This window comes from Siccirubricoccus sp. G192 (genome assembly GCF_019084075.1).
Classification (GTDB): domain Bacteria; phylum Pseudomonadota; class Alphaproteobacteria; order Acetobacterales; family Acetobacteraceae; genus G192.
This window is the reverse complement of record NZ_JAHREN010000001.1, coordinates 5047178-5062785: the sequence shown is the minus strand read 5'-3', so window position 1 is coordinate 5062785 and position 15608 is coordinate 5047178. Positions and strand designations below refer to the sequence as shown.

Genomic DNA, 15608 nt, shown 5'->3' with positions numbered 1-15608 from the left:
CACGCCCTCCGGCTGCGCCTTCGGACGACCGGGCGGCCCAGGCCGCGCCGGACCGCGCGCGTGACCGCGGAGCGCCGGGACGGGCGGCCCGCGCCCCTGGATGAGCCGCCGCTGCCCTGGACCCTGCCGCCGCCGGACCGTCGCTCGGTGCTGCGCGCGGCGGGCGCCTCGCTCGCCCTCGCCGCGGCGGCGGGCTGCGACCCGGGGCCGGAGGAATTCGGCGACCCGCTCTACGCCCGCCCGCGTGGCGTGGCCGCGGAGGAGCGCCGCTATGCCACGGTGCTGGAGCTGGAGGGCATCGGCCGCGGCGTGCTGGCGCGGACCCGCGCCGGGCATCCGGTGAAGATCGAGGGCAATCCCGCGCATCCCGGCAGCCTCGGCGCCACGGATGTCTTCCTGGAAGCGGCGGTGCTCTCGCTGCACGACCCCGCGCGTTCCCGCCATATCCGCCAGGGCGGGCGCATCCCGCGCGCGGCGCCTGCGCCCGAGGCCGCGCTGGCGGCACTGGCCGCGGCGACACCGGGCGGGGAGGGGTTGCGGCTGCTGACCGGCCCCATCGCTTCCCCCACCACGGCGCGGCTGATCGCGGCGGTGCTGGCGGCGCATCCCGGCGCGCGCTGGCACCAGTGGTCGCCTTTGGCCGAGGATGCCGCGCTGGCCGGGGCGCTGCTGGCCTTCGGCGAGCCGGTGGCCACCCTGCACGACCTCTCGCGCGCCGCCACCGTGCTCGCCCTCGGCGCCGACCTGCTGGGCGAGGGGCCGGCGCAATTGCGCCATGCGCGGGACTGGTCGGCAGCGCGGGCGGCGGGGCGGGCATCGGGGCGGCTGCCGGTGCTCATCGTGGCGGAATCGACGCCAAGCCTGACCGGCGCCAAGGCCGATCGCCGCCTGGCGCTGCGGCCGGAGGGGATCGAGGCCCTGGTGCGCGCGGTGGCCGCCGAACTCGGCGTGATCCCGGCCGGCGCCGGCCACCCCGATGCCGCGCCGATCGCCGCCGCGCTGCGCCAGGCCGGCCCGGCGGCGCTGGTGGCGGCAGGGCGTGGCCAGGCGCCGGCGGTGCATGCGCTGGCGCAGGCGATGAACGCGGCGCTAGGCGCCATCGGCGGCACGGTGCGGCACCTGGCGCCGGTGATGGCGCGGCCGGAGGAGTGCGGCGCCTCGCTCCAGGCCCTGGCCGCCGCGATGGTGGCGGGGGAGGTGAGGGGGCTGCTGATCCTCGACGCCAATCCGGCATATGACGCGCCGGCCGGTCTGGATTTCGCGGCGCTGCTCGCCCGCGTGCCGGTCTCGGTGCATGCGGGGCTCCATGTCGATGAGACGGCGCTGCTCAGCGCCTGGCACCTGCCGCTGAAGCACCCGCTGGAATCCTGGGGCGATGCCCGCGCCCCGGACGGCACCGCCGCCATCCGCCAGCCCGCCTGCCTGCCGCTGGTGCCGGCGGCGCGTTCGGCCGAGGAGATCCTGGCCAGCCTGGCCGGGGTGGCGCCGGACGGCGAAACGCTGGTGCGCGGCACCTGGAACCTCGGGGAGGCGGAATGGCTCGCCGCCCTGGAGGCGGGGGTGCTGCCGGGCACGGCGGCGCCGGCACGCCCGGTGCGCCCGCGGGCGGGCTTCGACCCCGGGCCGCCCGCGCCAGCCGCCACGGGGCTGGTCGCGCTCTTCGCGCCCGACCCGCATCTCCGGGGTGGCGAATTCGCGCCGAATGCCTGGCTGCAGGAATTGCCGCGGCCGATCACCAAGCAGGCCTGGGGCAATGCCGCGCTGCTCGCGCCGGCGGATGCGACGGCGCTGGGCCTGGCGGATGGGGATGAGGTGGAGTTCTCGCTGCGCGGCCGGGCGGTGCGGGCGCCGGTGCTGGTCATGCCCGGCCAGGCAGCGGGGGTGGTGACCCTGCCGCTCGGCGGCGGCAGGCTGGTGGCGGGCGGCGTGCCCGGCCGCACCGGCTTCGACGCCTATCGGTTGCGCCCCGCCGACGCGCCCTGGGTGGTGCCGGGCCTCGTCCTGCGGCCCACCGGCGGGCGCGGCGGGGTGATCACCACCGCGCATCACCATGCCCTGGAAGGGCGGGAGCCGCCGGTGCGGAGCGTGGTGCCGGGCGAGGCCATCCCACCCTTGCCGCCGCCGCGCTCGCTCTACCCGGACTGGGAATACCCCGGCCAGGCCTGGGGCATGGCGGTGGATCTCGATGCCTGCATCGGCTGCAATGCCTGCGTCATCGCCTGCCAGGCCGAGAACAACACGCCCGTGGTCGGGCCGGAGGAGGTGGCGCGCGGCCGGGAGATGCACTGGCTGCGCGTGGACCGCTATGCCGAGGCGGATGGCCGTGCCGCCTTCCAGCCCGTACCCTGCATGCATTGCGAGAAGGCGCCCTGCGAGGTGGTCTGCCCGGTCAATGCCACGGTGCACGACAATGAGGGGCTGAACCTCATGATCTATCCGCGCTGCATCGGCACCCGGACCTGCTCCAACAACTGCCCCTACAAGGTGCGGCGCTTCAACTGGTTCGGCTATGCGCGGCAGGAGGGCGCGGTGGCGGTGCGCAACCCGGATGTGCCGCTGCGGCCGCGCGGCGTGATCGAGAAATGCACCTATTGCCAGCACCGCATCGCCGCCGCGCGCACGGAGGCGGGGATGCAGGGCCGGCCGATCCGCGACGGCGAGGTGGAGACCGCCTGCCAGCGCGCCTGCCCGACCCGCGCCATCACCTTCGGCGATGTGAACGACCCCGATACCGCCGTTTCCCGCGCCAAGCGGGAGGGGCGCAACTACGCGCTGCTCGGCGGCCTCGATACCCGCCCGCGCACCACCTACCTCGCCCGCGTCGCCGCGCCGCAGGATGCGCCGGGCGGCGCGGGCGCGGCTGGCCTGCCGCCAGGGGATGCGGGGTGAGTGGCGGCCCGGCCGGCGCGCCGCGCCGCGGCCAGGGCTGGCGCGCCGTGCTCGATCTTGGCCTCGCGGCGGCCGGCACGGCCTTGCTGGCCTGGGCGGCTGCGGCCCCGCGGCGGCGCCGTGTCGATGCCCCGCGGCCGCGCCGCATGCCAGCCCCGCGCGCCGTCACTCCGGCGGCGGAGAGCGGCTGGGCGGCGGAACCCGCGAGTGATGCCATCGATACCCGCCCCGTCGCCGTCATCCCGCTGCGGCGGGATTTCGGCTGGCGCTTCACCCTGGGGCTGGCCGCCGCCACGGCGGGCACCCTGCTGCTGGCCTATGCGGCGGTGGCGCTGCTGCTCACCGGCACCGGGCTCTGGGGCACCAACATCCCCTTCGTCTGGGGTTTCGACCTCATCAACTATGTCTGGCTGATCGGCATCGCCAATGCGGCGAGCCTGGTCGCGGTGGTGCTGGTGCTGCGCCGGCACGGGCTGCGCACTGCGATCAACCGCTTCGCCGAGGCCGCGGCGCTGGCCGCCGTCGCGGCCGCGGCGCTCTATCCGGTGCTGCATCTCGGCCGGCCCTGGCTGTTCTACTGGGTGCTGGCCTATCCCGCGAGCTTCCAGGTCTGGCCGCAATTCCGCAGCACGCTGATCTGGGACTTCTGGGGCATCATGTCGCACCTCGTGGTGACCGGCCTGTTCTGGTACACCGGGCTGATCCCCGACCTCGCCACCATGCGCGACCGCGCGGCGCTGCATGGCCGGCACCTGACGGCGCAGGCCTATGGGCTGGCGGCGCTGGGCTGGCGCGGCTCGGTGCGGCACTGGGCGCGGCACCAGGCGGCCTATCGGCTGGTGGCGGCGCTGGTGCTGCCGATGCTGGTCTCGGCCCAGACCATCGTGGCGCTGGAATTCGCCACCACCCTGGTGCCGGACTGGCACCAGGCGCGGCTGCCGCTGCATGTGGTGGCCACCGGCATCCCCTCCGGCCTCGGGGTGGTGCTGGCGCTGGCCGTCGTGCTGCGCGAGACGCTGGGCCTGCAACGCTACATCGACGACGCCGACATGGACCTGCTGGCACGGCTTACCGCCGCCGCCGCGCTCGGCTGCGGCTGGCTCTACGCGGATGAGCTGATGACCGCCTGGCTGGAGGATGCGGCCACGCGGCTGGGCATGGTCGCGCGCGTCTTCGGCCCCTATGCCGGGCTCTACTGGGGCAGCGTGGCGCTGGTGGTGGTGGTGCCGCAACTGCTCTGGCTGCCGGCGCTGCGGCGCAGCGCGCCGGCTGCCGTGGCGATCGGCATCGCCGCGGCGGCGGGCGTCTGGCTCGACCGCTTCTCGCTCATCGCCGGCGGGCTGCTGCGGGACCACCTGCCGCGCAGCGGGCCGCTCTATGCGCCGACCGTGCCGGAATGGACGCTGCTGCTCGGCGCGGTCGGGCTCTTCGTGCTGCTGATGCTGCTGTTTGCGCGCTTCCTCCCGGTCGTGTCGATGTTCGAGACGCGGCACGAGGAAAGCGGGAAGGACGTGCCATGAGCGCCGGCCTCATGGCCGAATTCCAGGAGGCCGAGGCGCTGCTGCGGGCGCTGCGCGCCGCCCGTGCCGCCGGCTGGCGCCGGATGGACGCCTATGCGCCCTATCCCCTGCCCGAGGCCGCGGAGCTGCTCGATGCGCATGGCGGGCCGGTGGCCTGGATCGCGATCGGCGCCGGGCTCTGCGGCGCCGCGCTGTCCTATGGCACGCAATACTGGCTGAGCGTGCACGACTACCCCATCAATGTCGGCGGCCGGCCGCTGCATGCCTGGCCAGCCTTCCTGCCCGCCACCACCATCGTCGCCATCCTCTGGGCGGCGGCGGCGGCGCTGCTCGGCATGTTGGCGCTGAACCGCTTGCCGCGGCTGCACCACCCGGTCTTCGCCGTGCCGGGTTTCGGCCGGGCGAGCGAGGACCGCTTCTTCCTGTTCCTCTCCTCCCGCGACCCGCGTTTCCGGCCGGAAGCGACGGCGCGTTTCCTGCACGGCCTCTCGCCGCTGCGGGTCAGCGAGGTGCCGGAGAAATGAGGCGCCGGGAGTCCATCCGGTGCCGCCGCCAGGCCTGGCGGTTGGTGGCCGCCTCCGGCCTGCTGCTGCTCGCCGGCTGCGACGGCTGGCCGGCCAGCACGCCCTCCCCGCCGCCCGCCGCGCCGCCGCCCGGCGCCGTGGCGCAGGGCGAGGCCGCGCGCCGCGCCGCCCTCGCCCCGCCCGGCCCGCCCGTGGATGCGGCGCTGCTGCGGCGCGGGGCAGCGCGCTTCGCCATCTTCTGCGCGCCCTGCCATGGCCCGGGTGGCGAGGGCGACGGCCCCGTGGTGGTGCGCGGCTTCCCCCGGCCAGCCGCCATCGCCGGCACCGCGCCCGGGCGCAGCATGGCCGCGATGGCCACCAACCTGGCCGGCGCGCATCCCTTCGAGGACCGCATCGCGCCGGCGGATCGCTGGGCCATCGCGCATTTCGTCGGCCGGCTCGAAGTCGCCGCGCCATGAGGGCCGGCGCGCTGCTGCTGCTGGCGCTCGCCGCGGCCGCCCTGGCGGCTTTCGGCGGGCCGGCGCTGCTGGAGGCCTGGCTCTTCGCCTTCCTGTTCTGGGCCAGCCTGGCGCTCGGCTCGCTCGGGGCACTGGCGATCGGCCATCTGCTCAAGGAGGAATGGCTGCGGCCGGTGCGCGGGCCGCTGGAGGCCGCGGCGCGCACCATGCCGCTGCTGGCGGTGATGGCCGTGCCGGTGCTGCTCGGTCTGGCGCAGCTCTACCCCTGGGCCGGGCCGGGCGGCGGGGCGGTGCTGGAGGGGCCGCGCGCCCTGTGGTTGCAGCCCTGGCCCTTCCGGCTGCGCGCGGCGGGTTTCCTGGCGCTCTGGATCGGGCTGGCCTGGCTGCTGGCGCGGCCGGGGCGGCCGGACCGGCGCCTCTCGGCCCTGGTCTTCGCGCTGCTGCTGCCGAGCGTCACCCTGGCGGCGCAGGACTGGTCGCTCTCCCGCGATCCGGCCTGGTTCGGCAGCCTGCAAGGCATCGCTGCCTGGGTGGAGGGGCTGGCGGGGGCGCTGGCCGCGGCAACCCTCACCGCCCTGGCCCGTGGCACGCCGTCCCGGGAGGAGTCGATGGTGGGGCTGGAACGGGCGCTGCTCACCCTGGCGCTGGCGGTGCTCTGGCTCTGGTTCACCCAGTACATCGTGGTGTGGATGGCGGATCTGCCGGCGGAGGCTGGCTGGTACCTGCGCCGGATGCGGGGCGGCTGGGCCTGGATGGGCCTCGGCCTCGCCGTGCCGGCGCTGCTGGCGGCGATCCTGCTGGCCGCGCCGCCGCGGCACGGGCCCTGGCGCATGGGCCTGGTCTGCGCCCTGCTGCTGGTGCAGCACGCCGCGCATCTCTGGTGGGTGGTGCGGCCCGATGCGCCGCTGGCCCTGCCGCCCGCCTGGCTGGATGCGGCGATGCTGGCCGGGCTCGGCGCCGCCTGGCTGGCCTGGTGGCGGGAGGGGCTCGTGGCGCGCGCCGGGGCATGAGCAGTGGCCGCCGGCCCGGCCGGAACCCGGACCGCCCGGGCCGGTTCTGGGATGGCATGATGCCGCTGGAGGCCCGCATGGAGCGCCGGATATTGCCCGCCACGGCGACCCGCGTGGCGCGGCATACCCCCGAGGCGATCAACCGCCGCATCGCAGCGGAGATCGAGCGTAGCATCCGCTTCCATGCCGGGCACCCGGACCGGATCGACCATCGCCTGCGCGAGCTTGATGCGGAATGGGATATCGAACGGACGCTGGAGACCAATGCGGCGACGCTCGCGCTCGGTGGCACCCTGCTCGGCATCTTCGCCGACCGGCGCTTCCTCGCCCTGCCGATGGCGGTCACCGCCTTCCTGCTGCAGCACGCCTTGCAGGGGTGGTGCCCGCCGGTGCCCTTCTTCCGCAGGCGCGGCGTGCGGACCGCGCAGGAGATCAACCGCGAACGCACCGCATTGAAGGCGCTGCGCGGCGATTTCAGGCCGGTGGAGCAGGCCGCCGGGGGCGACCTCCGCGCCGAAGCCGCGCTCCGGGCGGCGGCCGCGTGACGGGAGCGGGGATCGTCCGGTGAGGCGCCATGCCGCCCGGACCCGCCGCGGCACGGCCGGCTCGCGGCGCATTCCGGGATGGCTGAGCGGCGCCCTGGTGCTTGGCGCCTTCGCCGCGCTGGTCGTCGCGGAGACGCGGCGCCCGCTGCGCCGGCCGGTGGAGCCGAAGCTCCGCCGCGACCTGCGCAACCTGGCGGTGGCGGCGTTGAGCGCGGCGACCTTGCAGGTGCTGGAGAAGCCGGTGGTCGAGCCACTGGCGCGGGCGGTGGAGCGCCGGCGCTTCGGCCTGCTGCAATGGTTGCGGCTGCCGCGCTGGCTGGAGGTGCCGCTGGCCGCGGCGCTGATGGACTACACCCTCTATCTCTGGCACGTGCTGACGCATCGCGTGCCGTTCCTCTGGCGCCTGCATGTCGTGCACCATGCCGATCTCGACCTGAGCGCGACCACGGCGCTGCGTTTCCATTGCGCGGAAATGGCGGTCTCGGTGCCCTGGCGGGCGGCGCAGGTGGCGCTGCTCGGGGTCGGGCCGCGGGCGCTTTCGGTCTGGCAGACGCTGCTCTTCGCCTCGATCCTCTTCCACCACTCCAATCTGCGGCTGCCGGCCCGGCTGGAGCGGCGGCTGGTGCCCTTCATCGTCACGCCGCGGATGCATGGCATCCACCACTCGGTCGTGCAGGCGGAGACCGATTCCAACTGGTCGAGCGGCCTGACGCTCTGGGATCGGCTGCACCGCACGCTGCGGCTCGATGTGCCGCAGGAGCGCGTGACCATCGGCGTCCCGGCCTGGCGGGACCCGGCCGCGGTCACGCTGCCGCGGCTGCTGGCGATGCCCTTCGCGCGGCAGCCGCCGAGCTTCGTGTTCCCGGCCGGTCAGCGGGATTTCGGCGATTGCGCCTCGCGCAGCGAGCCGCCGCTCTCCGCCAGGCGCCGCAGGAGCTCGGCTGGCCTCCAGCGCGCGCCGTAGCGCTGGTGCCATGCGGCGATCTGGTTGTAGATCTCCCGCGCGCCGATGCCATCCGCCCAGAACATCAGCCCACCGCGGTAGCGCGGGAAGCCGAAGCCGTTCAGCCACATCACGTCGATGTCGCTGGCGCGCAGGGCCTTGCCTTCCTCCAGGATCTTGCAGGCCTCGTTCACCGAGGAAAACAGCAGCCGTTGCAGGATCTCCTGATCCGTGAAGCTGCGCTGCTCGATCCCCATGCCGGCGGCGACCTCCCGGATGATCCGGTGGGTCTCCGGGTCCACATGCGGGGTGCGGTCGCCCTTCTCGTAGCGGTACCAGCCGGCGCCGGTCTTCTGGCCCTTGCGGCCCATCTCCACCAGCCGGTCCGGGATCGGCAGCCCGCGGTAATTCGGGTCGGCCGCGGCGCGGCGCTTGCGGGTCTGGTAGCTGACATCGAGCCCCGACATGTCGTTCACCGCGAAGGGACCCATCGGGTAGCCGAAATCGACCATCACCTTGTCGATCTGCTCGGGCAGCGCACCCTCCTCGACCATCAGCCCCTGCTCGATGTTGAAGGGCACGCGGCTGCGGTTGGCGACGAAGCCATCGCAATTCCCGGCATAGGCGCTGATCTTGCCGATGGCGCGGCCGAGCTTCATCGCCGCCGCCAGGGTCGCGGGCGCGGTCTTCGCGCCCTCCACCACCTCCAGCAGCTTCATCACATTGGCGGGCGCGAAGAAATGCGCGCCGGCCACCGCTTCCGGGCGGCGCGTGACCGCCGCGATCGCGTCGATATCGAGGGCCGAGGTATTGGAGAGCAGCAGCGCGCCGGGCTTCATGGCGGCGTCCAGCTTCGCGAAGATCTCCTGCTTCACCGGCAATTGCTCGAAGACCGCCTCAATCACCACGTCGCAATCGGAGATCGCCTCGTAGCTCTCCACCGGTTCGATCAGCGGCAGGCGGCGATCCATCTCCGCCTGGGCGAGGCTGCCGCGCTTCACGCTGACGGCGTAGTTGTCGCGGATGCGCCCCATGCCGCGGGCCAGCGCCTCGGGCGAGGCATCCAGCAGCTTCACCGGGATGCCGTGGTCGGCGAAGCTCATGGCGATGCCGCCGCCCATGGTGCCGGCGCCGACTACGGCGGCGGTCCTGATCTCCGGCAGCGGCAGGTCCTTCGGCAGGAAGGGGAGGCGGGCCACCTCGCGCTCGGCGAAGAAGGCGTAGCGCAGCGCCCGCGCCTCCTCGGAATTCTCCAGCTCCTCGAACAGCCGGCGCTCGGTGCGGAGACCCTCCTCGAAGGGCTGCGTCACCGCCGCCTCGACCGCGGCGATGCAGTGGTAGGGCGCCTTCTGGTTGCGCGCCCTGCGGGCGATGGATTGGCGCATGGTGTCGAAGAGGCCGGGATCGGCCTGTTTCACGGTCATGTCGCGCACCCGCGGCAGGGGCCGGAGGGTGGCGATGCGTTTGGCATAGGCAATGGCCTCGGCGCGCAGATCCCTGCCCTCGACGATCTCGTCGATGATGCCGAGCGCCTTCGCCTCCGGCGCCGGAACATGGCGGCCGCTGACGATCATCTCCAGCGCCGCTTTCGGGCCGATCAGCCGTGGCAGGCGCTGGGTGCCGCCGCCGCCGGGCAGGATGCCGATCAGCACCTCCGGCAGCCCCACCTTGGCGCCGGGAACGGCGATGCGGTAGTGGCAGCAGAGTGCGTTCTCCAGCCCGCCGCCCAGCGCATAGCCGTGGATGGCGGCGACGACGGGCTTGCTGCTGGCCTCCAGCGCATCATAGCTGCGGCGCTTCGGCGTCGCGCGCGGCTTGCCGAAGCGGCGGATATCGGCGCCGGCGATGAAGCTGCGCCCGGCGCCCATCAGCACCATGGCGGCGACCGCGGGATCCGCCTCGCCCTGCTCCACGGCGGCGACGATGCCCTCGCCGACACCAGGGCCGAGCGCATTGACCGGCGGATAATCGACCGTGATGACGCCGATCCCATCCTGGACCTCGAACCGCACCACCGTATCATCCGCCATTCCCGTCATTCCTCCCCGATGGGCCTGCCATGCCGCTCGGCCGAGCTTTGCCGCCTTCAGGTGATTCCGCAACCCTGCGGCCCGGCGCGGCCGGTGGCCTCCCCGGCTTCGGTCAGGGGATCGCCGGCATCCAGCGGCTCGGCCTCGGCAGCCAGGCGGCTCGGCAGCAATTCGCCGCGCCGTTCCAGCAGCGGATGCGCGGCGGAAGCCAGATGCGCGCCGACGCGCCGGAGGTCGCGTACCGCGTCCAGCAGCAGGCCGGAGGCCGCGCCGCCCGCCCCGGCCGGCAGCGCCCCGGACTCGGCGAGCCGCTGCGCCGCGTCGCGCTCGGCGGTGCGCAGCGCTTCCTTGCCCCGCACCAGCCGCCGCGCCGCCTCGGCATCCTCCAGCATGAAGACCGCGACGGCGAGGCGGAGCTGCTCCAGCAGCGTGGCATGCAGCACCGCGAGTTCCTGCGCCTCGCCCGGGCCCAGCGCCAGGCCGCGCCGCATCCGCTTGGCGGCGTGCCGCACCAGGTCGCGCTCCACCACATCCGCCGCATGTTCGAGCGCGATGGCGAAGGCCTGGATCTCGGCCAGCCGCCGGCCCTCCTCGTCGCCCAGGCTCTCGCGCGGGACGCGCGCGAGATAGGCATGCACGGCGCGGTGCAGCCGGTCCACCACGTCATCCATGCGCGCCACCGCGCGGGCGGCGTCGCGGTCGGTGCCGCGGAAAGCCTCGGCCGAGCCCTTCAGCATCGCCTCCACCGCATCGGCCATGCGCAGGACCTCCCGCGCCGCATTCGCCAGCGCGACGGAGGGCGTGCGGAGCGCCGCCTCGTCCAGGTAGCGTGGCGCCCCTTCATCGGCATCGGGGCTGCGGTCGGGCAGCACGAGGGTCAGCAGCCGGGCGAGGGCCGGCAGCAGCGGCAGGGCGAGCGCCGCCGTCGCCAGGTTGAAGGCGAAATGCGCATTCGCCACCAGCCGCGCCGGCACCGGATCGAGGGCCGCGAGCCAGGCCACCGCCTGCGGCAGCAGCGCCAGGGCCAGGGCGCAGCCGATGATCCGGTTGAGCAGGTTGCCGAGCGGCACCCGCAGCCGCGCCCGGTCCCGCGCATCGCCCCCGGCCTCGAACAACGGGTTCAGCGCGCTGCCGAGATTGGCGCCGACCACCATGGCGAGCGCCGCCTGCGGCTCCACCACGCCGCTGCCGGCCAGCGAGGCCACGAAGAGCACCGCGGCCACGCTGGAATGCGCCGCCCAGGCAATGGCGGCGGCCAGCAGCAGGTTCGGCAGCGGCTGGTCCGCCACCATGCCGAGCAGGGCGCGCAGCGTCGGCGAGGCCTCGACCGGCGCCATGCTCTCCAGCATCAGGTGCAGGGCGAGCAGCATCAGCCCGAGGCCGATCGCCACCCGGCCGAGGTCGCGGCTGCGCGTGCGGGTGGCGCGGCGGAAGGCGATGACGCCGGCCAGCACCAGCGCCGGAAACACGGCCGTGACATCGAAGGACAGGAGCTGGACGATCAGCGCCGTGCCGACATTGGCGCCCAGCATGGCGGCCAGCGCCGGCGCCAGCGCCACCGCGCCGGCGGCGGCGAAGGAGCCGACCATCAGCGCCGTCGCCGTGCTGCTCTGCAGCAGCGCGGTGACGCCGAGCCCGGCCAGCAGGGCGCGCAACTGGCCGCCGAGCGCGACGCCCAGCGCCTGGCGCAGCCGGCTGCCGAAGGCGCGCTGCACCCCGCTCTGCACCATGTGCAGGCCCCAGAGCAGCAGCGCCGCTTCCCCCCGCCAATTCCCAGCAGCAGCCGTGCCTCAGCCATGCCCGGTCCGACCTCCCCTGCGACAACCTGCCGGCCTCAACCCAACCGGCAGGATTGCCCGAGCATACGCCGGAATGTCCCATCGTGCAGCACGAGGACATGCCAGGCCACGGCCAGGAGATGCACGGCCAGGAGCGCGGCGAGGCTCCAGGCCAGCGCCTCATGCGCTTCGCCCCAGAGCCGGCCGCCCGGTATGGGAAAGGGCGGCGGCAGCGGCAGGCCGCCGAAGACGGATACCGGCCGCCCGCGCGCCCAGCGGTCCAGCAGGCCGGCGGCCGGCACGGCCAGGGCCGTGAGGAGCAGGGCCCCATGCATGAGGCGCGCGGCACCATGCTGCCAGCGCGGCGTGCCCGGCAGCGGCCCCGGCAGGGGCCGGACCGCGCGCCAGGCCAGGCGGAGCACCGCCAGGCCGAGCGCGAGGACACCTAGCGAGTAATGCGCCTCCCGCCCGAGGTCGCGCAGCGGCCCGCGCGGCAATCCCCCATCGCGAGCCCGAGCAGGAAGGCCGCGACGATCGCCGCGGCCGAGGCCCAATGCAGCAGGCGGGCGCCGGCATCGTAGCCGGGGCTGCCTGGCGCCGTGCCGGTCATGGCACGGCCCTAGCGCTGCCGGGTGGAGAGCTGGCCGGTCCAGCCATCCACCATCAGCCGCGCCGCACGGCCATCGGCATCCGCCGTCCGGAGCTTCCAGGCGCCGCGCTCCCATTCCAGATCGGTCACGCGCGGATAGCCGGCGCGGCGGGCGGCCTCGATGGCCGCCGCGGCATCCACCGGCGCCGCCGCGGCCAGCCGGTGGCGGTCGTCGCGGCGATCGTCGTCGCAGGCCAGGACGGCGCCGCCGGGGCGGGTCATGCTGCGGGCCTCGAATTCCCCATCCCGCTCCGGGTGGCCGGTGAATTCCACCTTCTCGCCGACCGTGGCGGCGGCGGCACAGCGTTCGGCATCCACCGTGACGCGGCCGCCCTGTTCGGTGACAAGCACCAGCCGCTCGCCGCGTATCTCCCCGATGGTGCCGGCGAGGCGCTGGCCCCCGGCGGCCTCCCGCGCCCGCTCCGAGGCCAGCGCAGCGCCTGCGGGGATGAGGCCGCAGAGGGCGATGGCCAGCGCCAGCTTCACCATGGACTCCTCGATGCCCGTCATGACCTGTTCTCCTGTTTGCGGCGGCGGGGTGGCCGCCGGGTTGCGATGGGGGCATCCTGGCCGGGCCAGGCTGAACCGGCGCTGAGCCGGCGGTTCAGCCGGCGTTCAGCTTGCGAGGCGTATCGGGACCACCATGCAGCGCAGACCCGCCCTCCTTGCCGCCTGCCTGGCGGCCCTCGCCATCCGCCCGGCCGCGGCCCGTGACAACGACGACCAGGAGCGCGCCCGGGCGGCGCTGGCCGCCGGCGAGATCCGGCCGCTTGCCGAGATCCTGGCCGAGATCGAGCGCCGCTATATCGGCCGGGTGATCGAGGTCGATCTCGACCGCGAGGACGGCCGCTGGGTCTATGAGCTGAAGCTGCTGCCACCGAGCGGGCGGGTCTTCGAGCTGGAGGTGGATGCCGCCACCGCCGCGGTGCTGCGGAGCAAGGGGCCGGCCCAGGAGCGGCGCTGATGCGGGTGCTGGTGGTGGAGGACAGCGAGGCGCTTGCCGGACAGCTCCGCGCCGCACTCGCGCAGGCGGGCTTCGCCGTGGACCAGGCCCCGGACGGGGAGGAGGCGCTGTTCCTCGGTGAGACGGAGCCCTACGATGCCGTCGTGCTCGATCTCGGCCTGCCGCGGCTGGACGGGCTTTCCGTGCTGCGGCGCTGGCGCGCGGCGGGGCGGCGCATGCCGGTGCTGATCCTGACCGCCCGGGATGCCTGGACCGAGAAGGTGGAAGGGCTGAACGCCGGCGCCGACGACTACCTGGCCAAGCCCTTCGTCATGGCCGAGCTGATCGCGCGCCTGCAGGCCCTGATCCGCCGGGCGCATGGGCTGGCGCGGCCGGAGATCGTGCTGGGAAGGCTGCGCATAGACACCGCCGCGCGTGGCGTGACGCTGGAGGGCCTGCCGGTGCGGCTGACCGCGCTGGAATACGGGCTGCTCGCCTATCTCGCGCATCATGCCGGGCGGCCGGTCTCCAAGACCGAGCTGACCGAGCATCTCTACGCGCAGGATTTCGACCGCGACAGCAACACGCTGGAGGTCATCGTGGCCCGGCTGCGGCGGAAGCTCGGCGAGGGGTTGATCGAGACGGTGCGCGGCCAGGGCTATCGGCTGGCGTCGGGTCCGGGCTACAGCGGCGTGCCGAATTGATGGTTCGGCACGCCGCTGTAGGCTGTTGTGTGTAGAGCAGATTCACGCCTCCGGGCGGTTCCGCCCTGCGGCGATCTGCTCTAGAGCATTTTCCGTTCACAAGGGTCACGGTAAATGCTCTGCCTCATTGCTTTCAGGGCAGATTCACGCCTTCGGGCGATGCCGCCCTGCGGCGATCCGCTCCAGGCACTGCCGCCATGGGCTCGCTGACCCGCCGCGTCGCGCTGCTCGCCTCGCTCTGGGTCGCGGTGGGCCTCGGCTTTGCGGGCTGGTTCGTCTCCGGCCTCGCCGAGCGCCACATCGAGCAGGCCGCGGATGCACGGCTCTCGACCATGCTCGACGCGGTCGTCGCCGCGGCGGCGGTGGATGCGGCAGGAAGGCCACGCCTCGACCGGCCGCTGCCCGACCCGGAATTCGAAAGGCCGCTTTCCGGCCGCTACTGGCAGGTGACCGGACCGGGAGGCGTGGCCACCTCCCGCTCGCTCTGGGATTCCGGCCTGCCACCGCCCGCCGGCACGGGCGAGGGCGGCATGGTGGCCCGGGACGCCCCCGGCCCGCGCGGCGAGAACCTCCGGCTGCTGGAGCGTCGCGTCGAGATTCCGGACGCGGCGGGGCCCTTGTTCGTCCAGGTGGGTGTGTCGCGGGAGGCGACGGAGCAGGAGGTGGCACGGCTGCATCGCGGCCTCGCCCTGGCCTTCGTCCTGCTCGGGGCGGGCCTCGTCGGCGGGCTGGCGGCGCAGGTGGTCTGGGCCATGCGGCCGCTGCGCGCGGCGCAGCGGGCGCTGGCGGCAGTGCGGGCGGGGGAGCGTGACCGGCTGGCCCTCGTCGCGCCGGCCGAGATCGCGCCTCTCGTGGAGGAGGTGGATGCGCTGATCGCGCAGAACCGCGCGACGGTGGAGCGGGCGCGCGCCCATGTCGGCAACCTGGCGCATGCGCTGAAGACCCCCGTGGCCGTGCTGCGGAATGCGCTGGACCAGCCCGACCCGCAGGTGCGGATCGCGCGCGCGCAATCCCTGGAGATCGAGCGGATCGTGCAGCACCACTTGGCGCGGGCGCGCTCCGCCGCGCTGGCCGGGGCCGCGGCGGCCAGCGCCTCGCCGCTCGCCGCCGCCGAGGAGGTCGCCGCCGCCCTGCGGCGCCTGCGGGCGGAGGAGGGCATCGGGATCGCCGTGCAGGGCGATGCCGGGCTGCGCGTCCGCGCCGACCGGCAGGACCTGATCGAGATGATCGGCAACCTGATGGAGAATGCCTGCAAATGGGCCGCCGCACGGGTGGAGGTGCGGGTCCATCCCTCCGGCCGCAGCGTGGCGGTGGCGGTGGAGGATGACGGCCCCGGCCTGCCGCCGGAGCAGGCGGAGGCGGCGCTGGACCGGGGCGTGCGGCTCGACGAGGCCCGGCCGGGCGCCGGGCTCGGCCTCGCCATCGCCGCCGACCTGGCCGCGCTGCATGGCGGGCGGCTTACGCTCGGCCGCGGCGCCGGCCTCGGCGGCACGCTCGCCATGCTGGAACTGCCGGCTGCCGAGCAGGGTGCCGACGGGGGGCTCCGGCGGTCCTGGCGCCGTGCGGGACCGGCACCCGCGCCCTCGGCCGGTTGAGGCGGGCACCCCAAAATCTC

The 15608-nt window shown here is 74.5% G+C and carries 14 protein-coding genes; 10 read left to right on the top strand and 4 right to left on the bottom strand.

Going from position 1 to position 15608, the window contains the following annotated elements; translation table 11 throughout:
* Window positions 1–60: 60 nt before the first annotated feature.
* From KSF81_RS31680 to KSF81_RS24385, 7 genes are read left to right on the top strand one after another with little or no spacing between them, the layout of a single operon-like run.
* Entirely contained in the window at window positions 61–2889 is a 2829-nt protein-coding gene (locus KSF81_RS31680) for a 4Fe-4S dicluster domain-containing protein (protein WP_217381181.1), read from the top strand.
* A complete protein-coding gene (nrfD, locus tag KSF81_RS24410) occupies window positions 2886–4409 on the top strand; it encodes an NrfD/PsrC family molybdoenzyme membrane anchor subunit (protein ID WP_217381180.1) in 1524 nt (507 codons plus the stop codon). Before KSF81_RS31680 ends, nrfD begins: the two co-directional genes overlap by 4 nt.
* Window positions 4406–4933, top strand: a complete 528-nt coding sequence (locus KSF81_RS24405) for a DUF3341 domain-containing protein (protein ID WP_217381179.1) — start codon at window positions 4406–4408, stop codon at window positions 4931–4933. The genes nrfD and KSF81_RS24405 overlap by 4 nt, the downstream gene beginning before the upstream one ends.
* The gene (locus KSF81_RS24400; RefSeq protein WP_217381178.1) at window positions 4930–5391 is read left to right on the top strand and encodes a cytochrome c; all 462 of its coding nucleotides are present in this window, start codon (window positions 4930–4932) and stop codon (window positions 5389–5391) included. The genes KSF81_RS24405 and KSF81_RS24400 overlap by 4 nt, the downstream gene beginning before the upstream one ends.
* Window positions 5388–6401, top strand: a complete 1014-nt coding sequence (locus KSF81_RS24395; RefSeq protein ID WP_217381177.1) for a hypothetical protein — start codon at window positions 5388–5390, stop codon at window positions 6399–6401. The genes KSF81_RS24400 and KSF81_RS24395 overlap by 4 nt, the downstream gene beginning before the upstream one ends.
* Window positions 6402–6457: 56 nt before the next feature.
* Window positions 6458–6946, top strand: coding sequence for a hypothetical protein (locus KSF81_RS24390; RefSeq protein ID WP_254453722.1), 489 nt, complete (start codon window positions 6458–6460; stop codon window positions 6944–6946).
* A 19-nt stretch (window positions 6947–6965) separates the two neighbouring features.
* The gene (locus tag KSF81_RS24385) at window positions 6966–7910 is read left to right on the top strand and encodes a sterol desaturase family protein (RefSeq protein WP_217381176.1); all 945 of its coding nucleotides are present in this window, start codon (window positions 6966–6968) and stop codon (window positions 7908–7910) included.
* On the opposite strand, the gene KSF81_RS24380 is transcribed toward KSF81_RS24385, so the two are convergent.
* From KSF81_RS24380 to KSF81_RS24365, 4 genes are all read right to left on the bottom strand, one after another.
* Window positions 7817–9919, bottom strand: a complete 2103-nt coding sequence (locus tag KSF81_RS24380) for a 3-hydroxyacyl-CoA dehydrogenase NAD-binding domain-containing protein (RefSeq protein WP_217381175.1) — start codon at window positions 9917–9919, stop codon at window positions 7817–7819. The genes KSF81_RS24385 and KSF81_RS24380 overlap by 94 nt on opposite strands.
* 56 nt (window positions 9920–9975) lie before the next feature.
* Window positions 9976–11667 (bottom strand): Na/Pi cotransporter family protein, encoded by a 1692-nt coding sequence (locus KSF81_RS24375; RefSeq protein ID WP_305801254.1) that lies wholly within the window; start codon window positions 11665–11667, stop codon window positions 9976–9978.
* Between the two features lie 86 nt (window positions 11668–11753).
* Window positions 11754–12194: a cytochrome b gene (locus KSF81_RS24370; protein WP_217381173.1), complete on the bottom strand. Its 441-nt coding sequence runs from the start codon at window positions 12192–12194 to the stop codon at window positions 11754–11756.
* Window positions 12195–12316: 122 nt separating this feature from the next.
* Window positions 12317–12856 carry a PepSY domain-containing protein gene (locus KSF81_RS24365; RefSeq protein WP_217381172.1) on the bottom strand — a complete coding sequence of 180 codons (540 nt, stop codon included), beginning with the start codon at window positions 12854–12856 and terminating at the stop codon, window positions 12317–12319.
* Between the two features lie 133 nt (window positions 12857–12989).
* Here KSF81_RS24365 and KSF81_RS24360 point away from each other — a divergent pair, with 133 nt between their 5' ends.
* The 3 genes from KSF81_RS24360 (at window position 12990) to KSF81_RS24350 (ending at window position 15588) form a co-directional block, all read left to right on the top strand.
* Window positions 12990–13310, top strand: coding sequence for a PepSY domain-containing protein (locus tag KSF81_RS24360; protein WP_217381171.1), 321 nt, complete (start codon window positions 12990–12992; stop codon window positions 13308–13310).
* Window positions 13310–13993 carry a response regulator transcription factor gene (locus KSF81_RS24355; protein WP_217381170.1) on the top strand — a complete coding sequence of 228 codons (684 nt, stop codon included), beginning with the start codon at window positions 13310–13312 and terminating at the stop codon, window positions 13991–13993. The genes KSF81_RS24360 and KSF81_RS24355 overlap by 1 nt, the downstream gene beginning before the upstream one ends.
* Before the next feature lie 197 nt (window positions 13994–14190).
* On the top strand, window positions 14191–15588 hold the full coding sequence (locus KSF81_RS24350; protein WP_217381169.1) for a sensor histidine kinase: 1398 nt from the start codon (window positions 14191–14193) through the stop codon (window positions 15586–15588).
* Window positions 15589–15608: the final 20 nt, after the last annotated feature.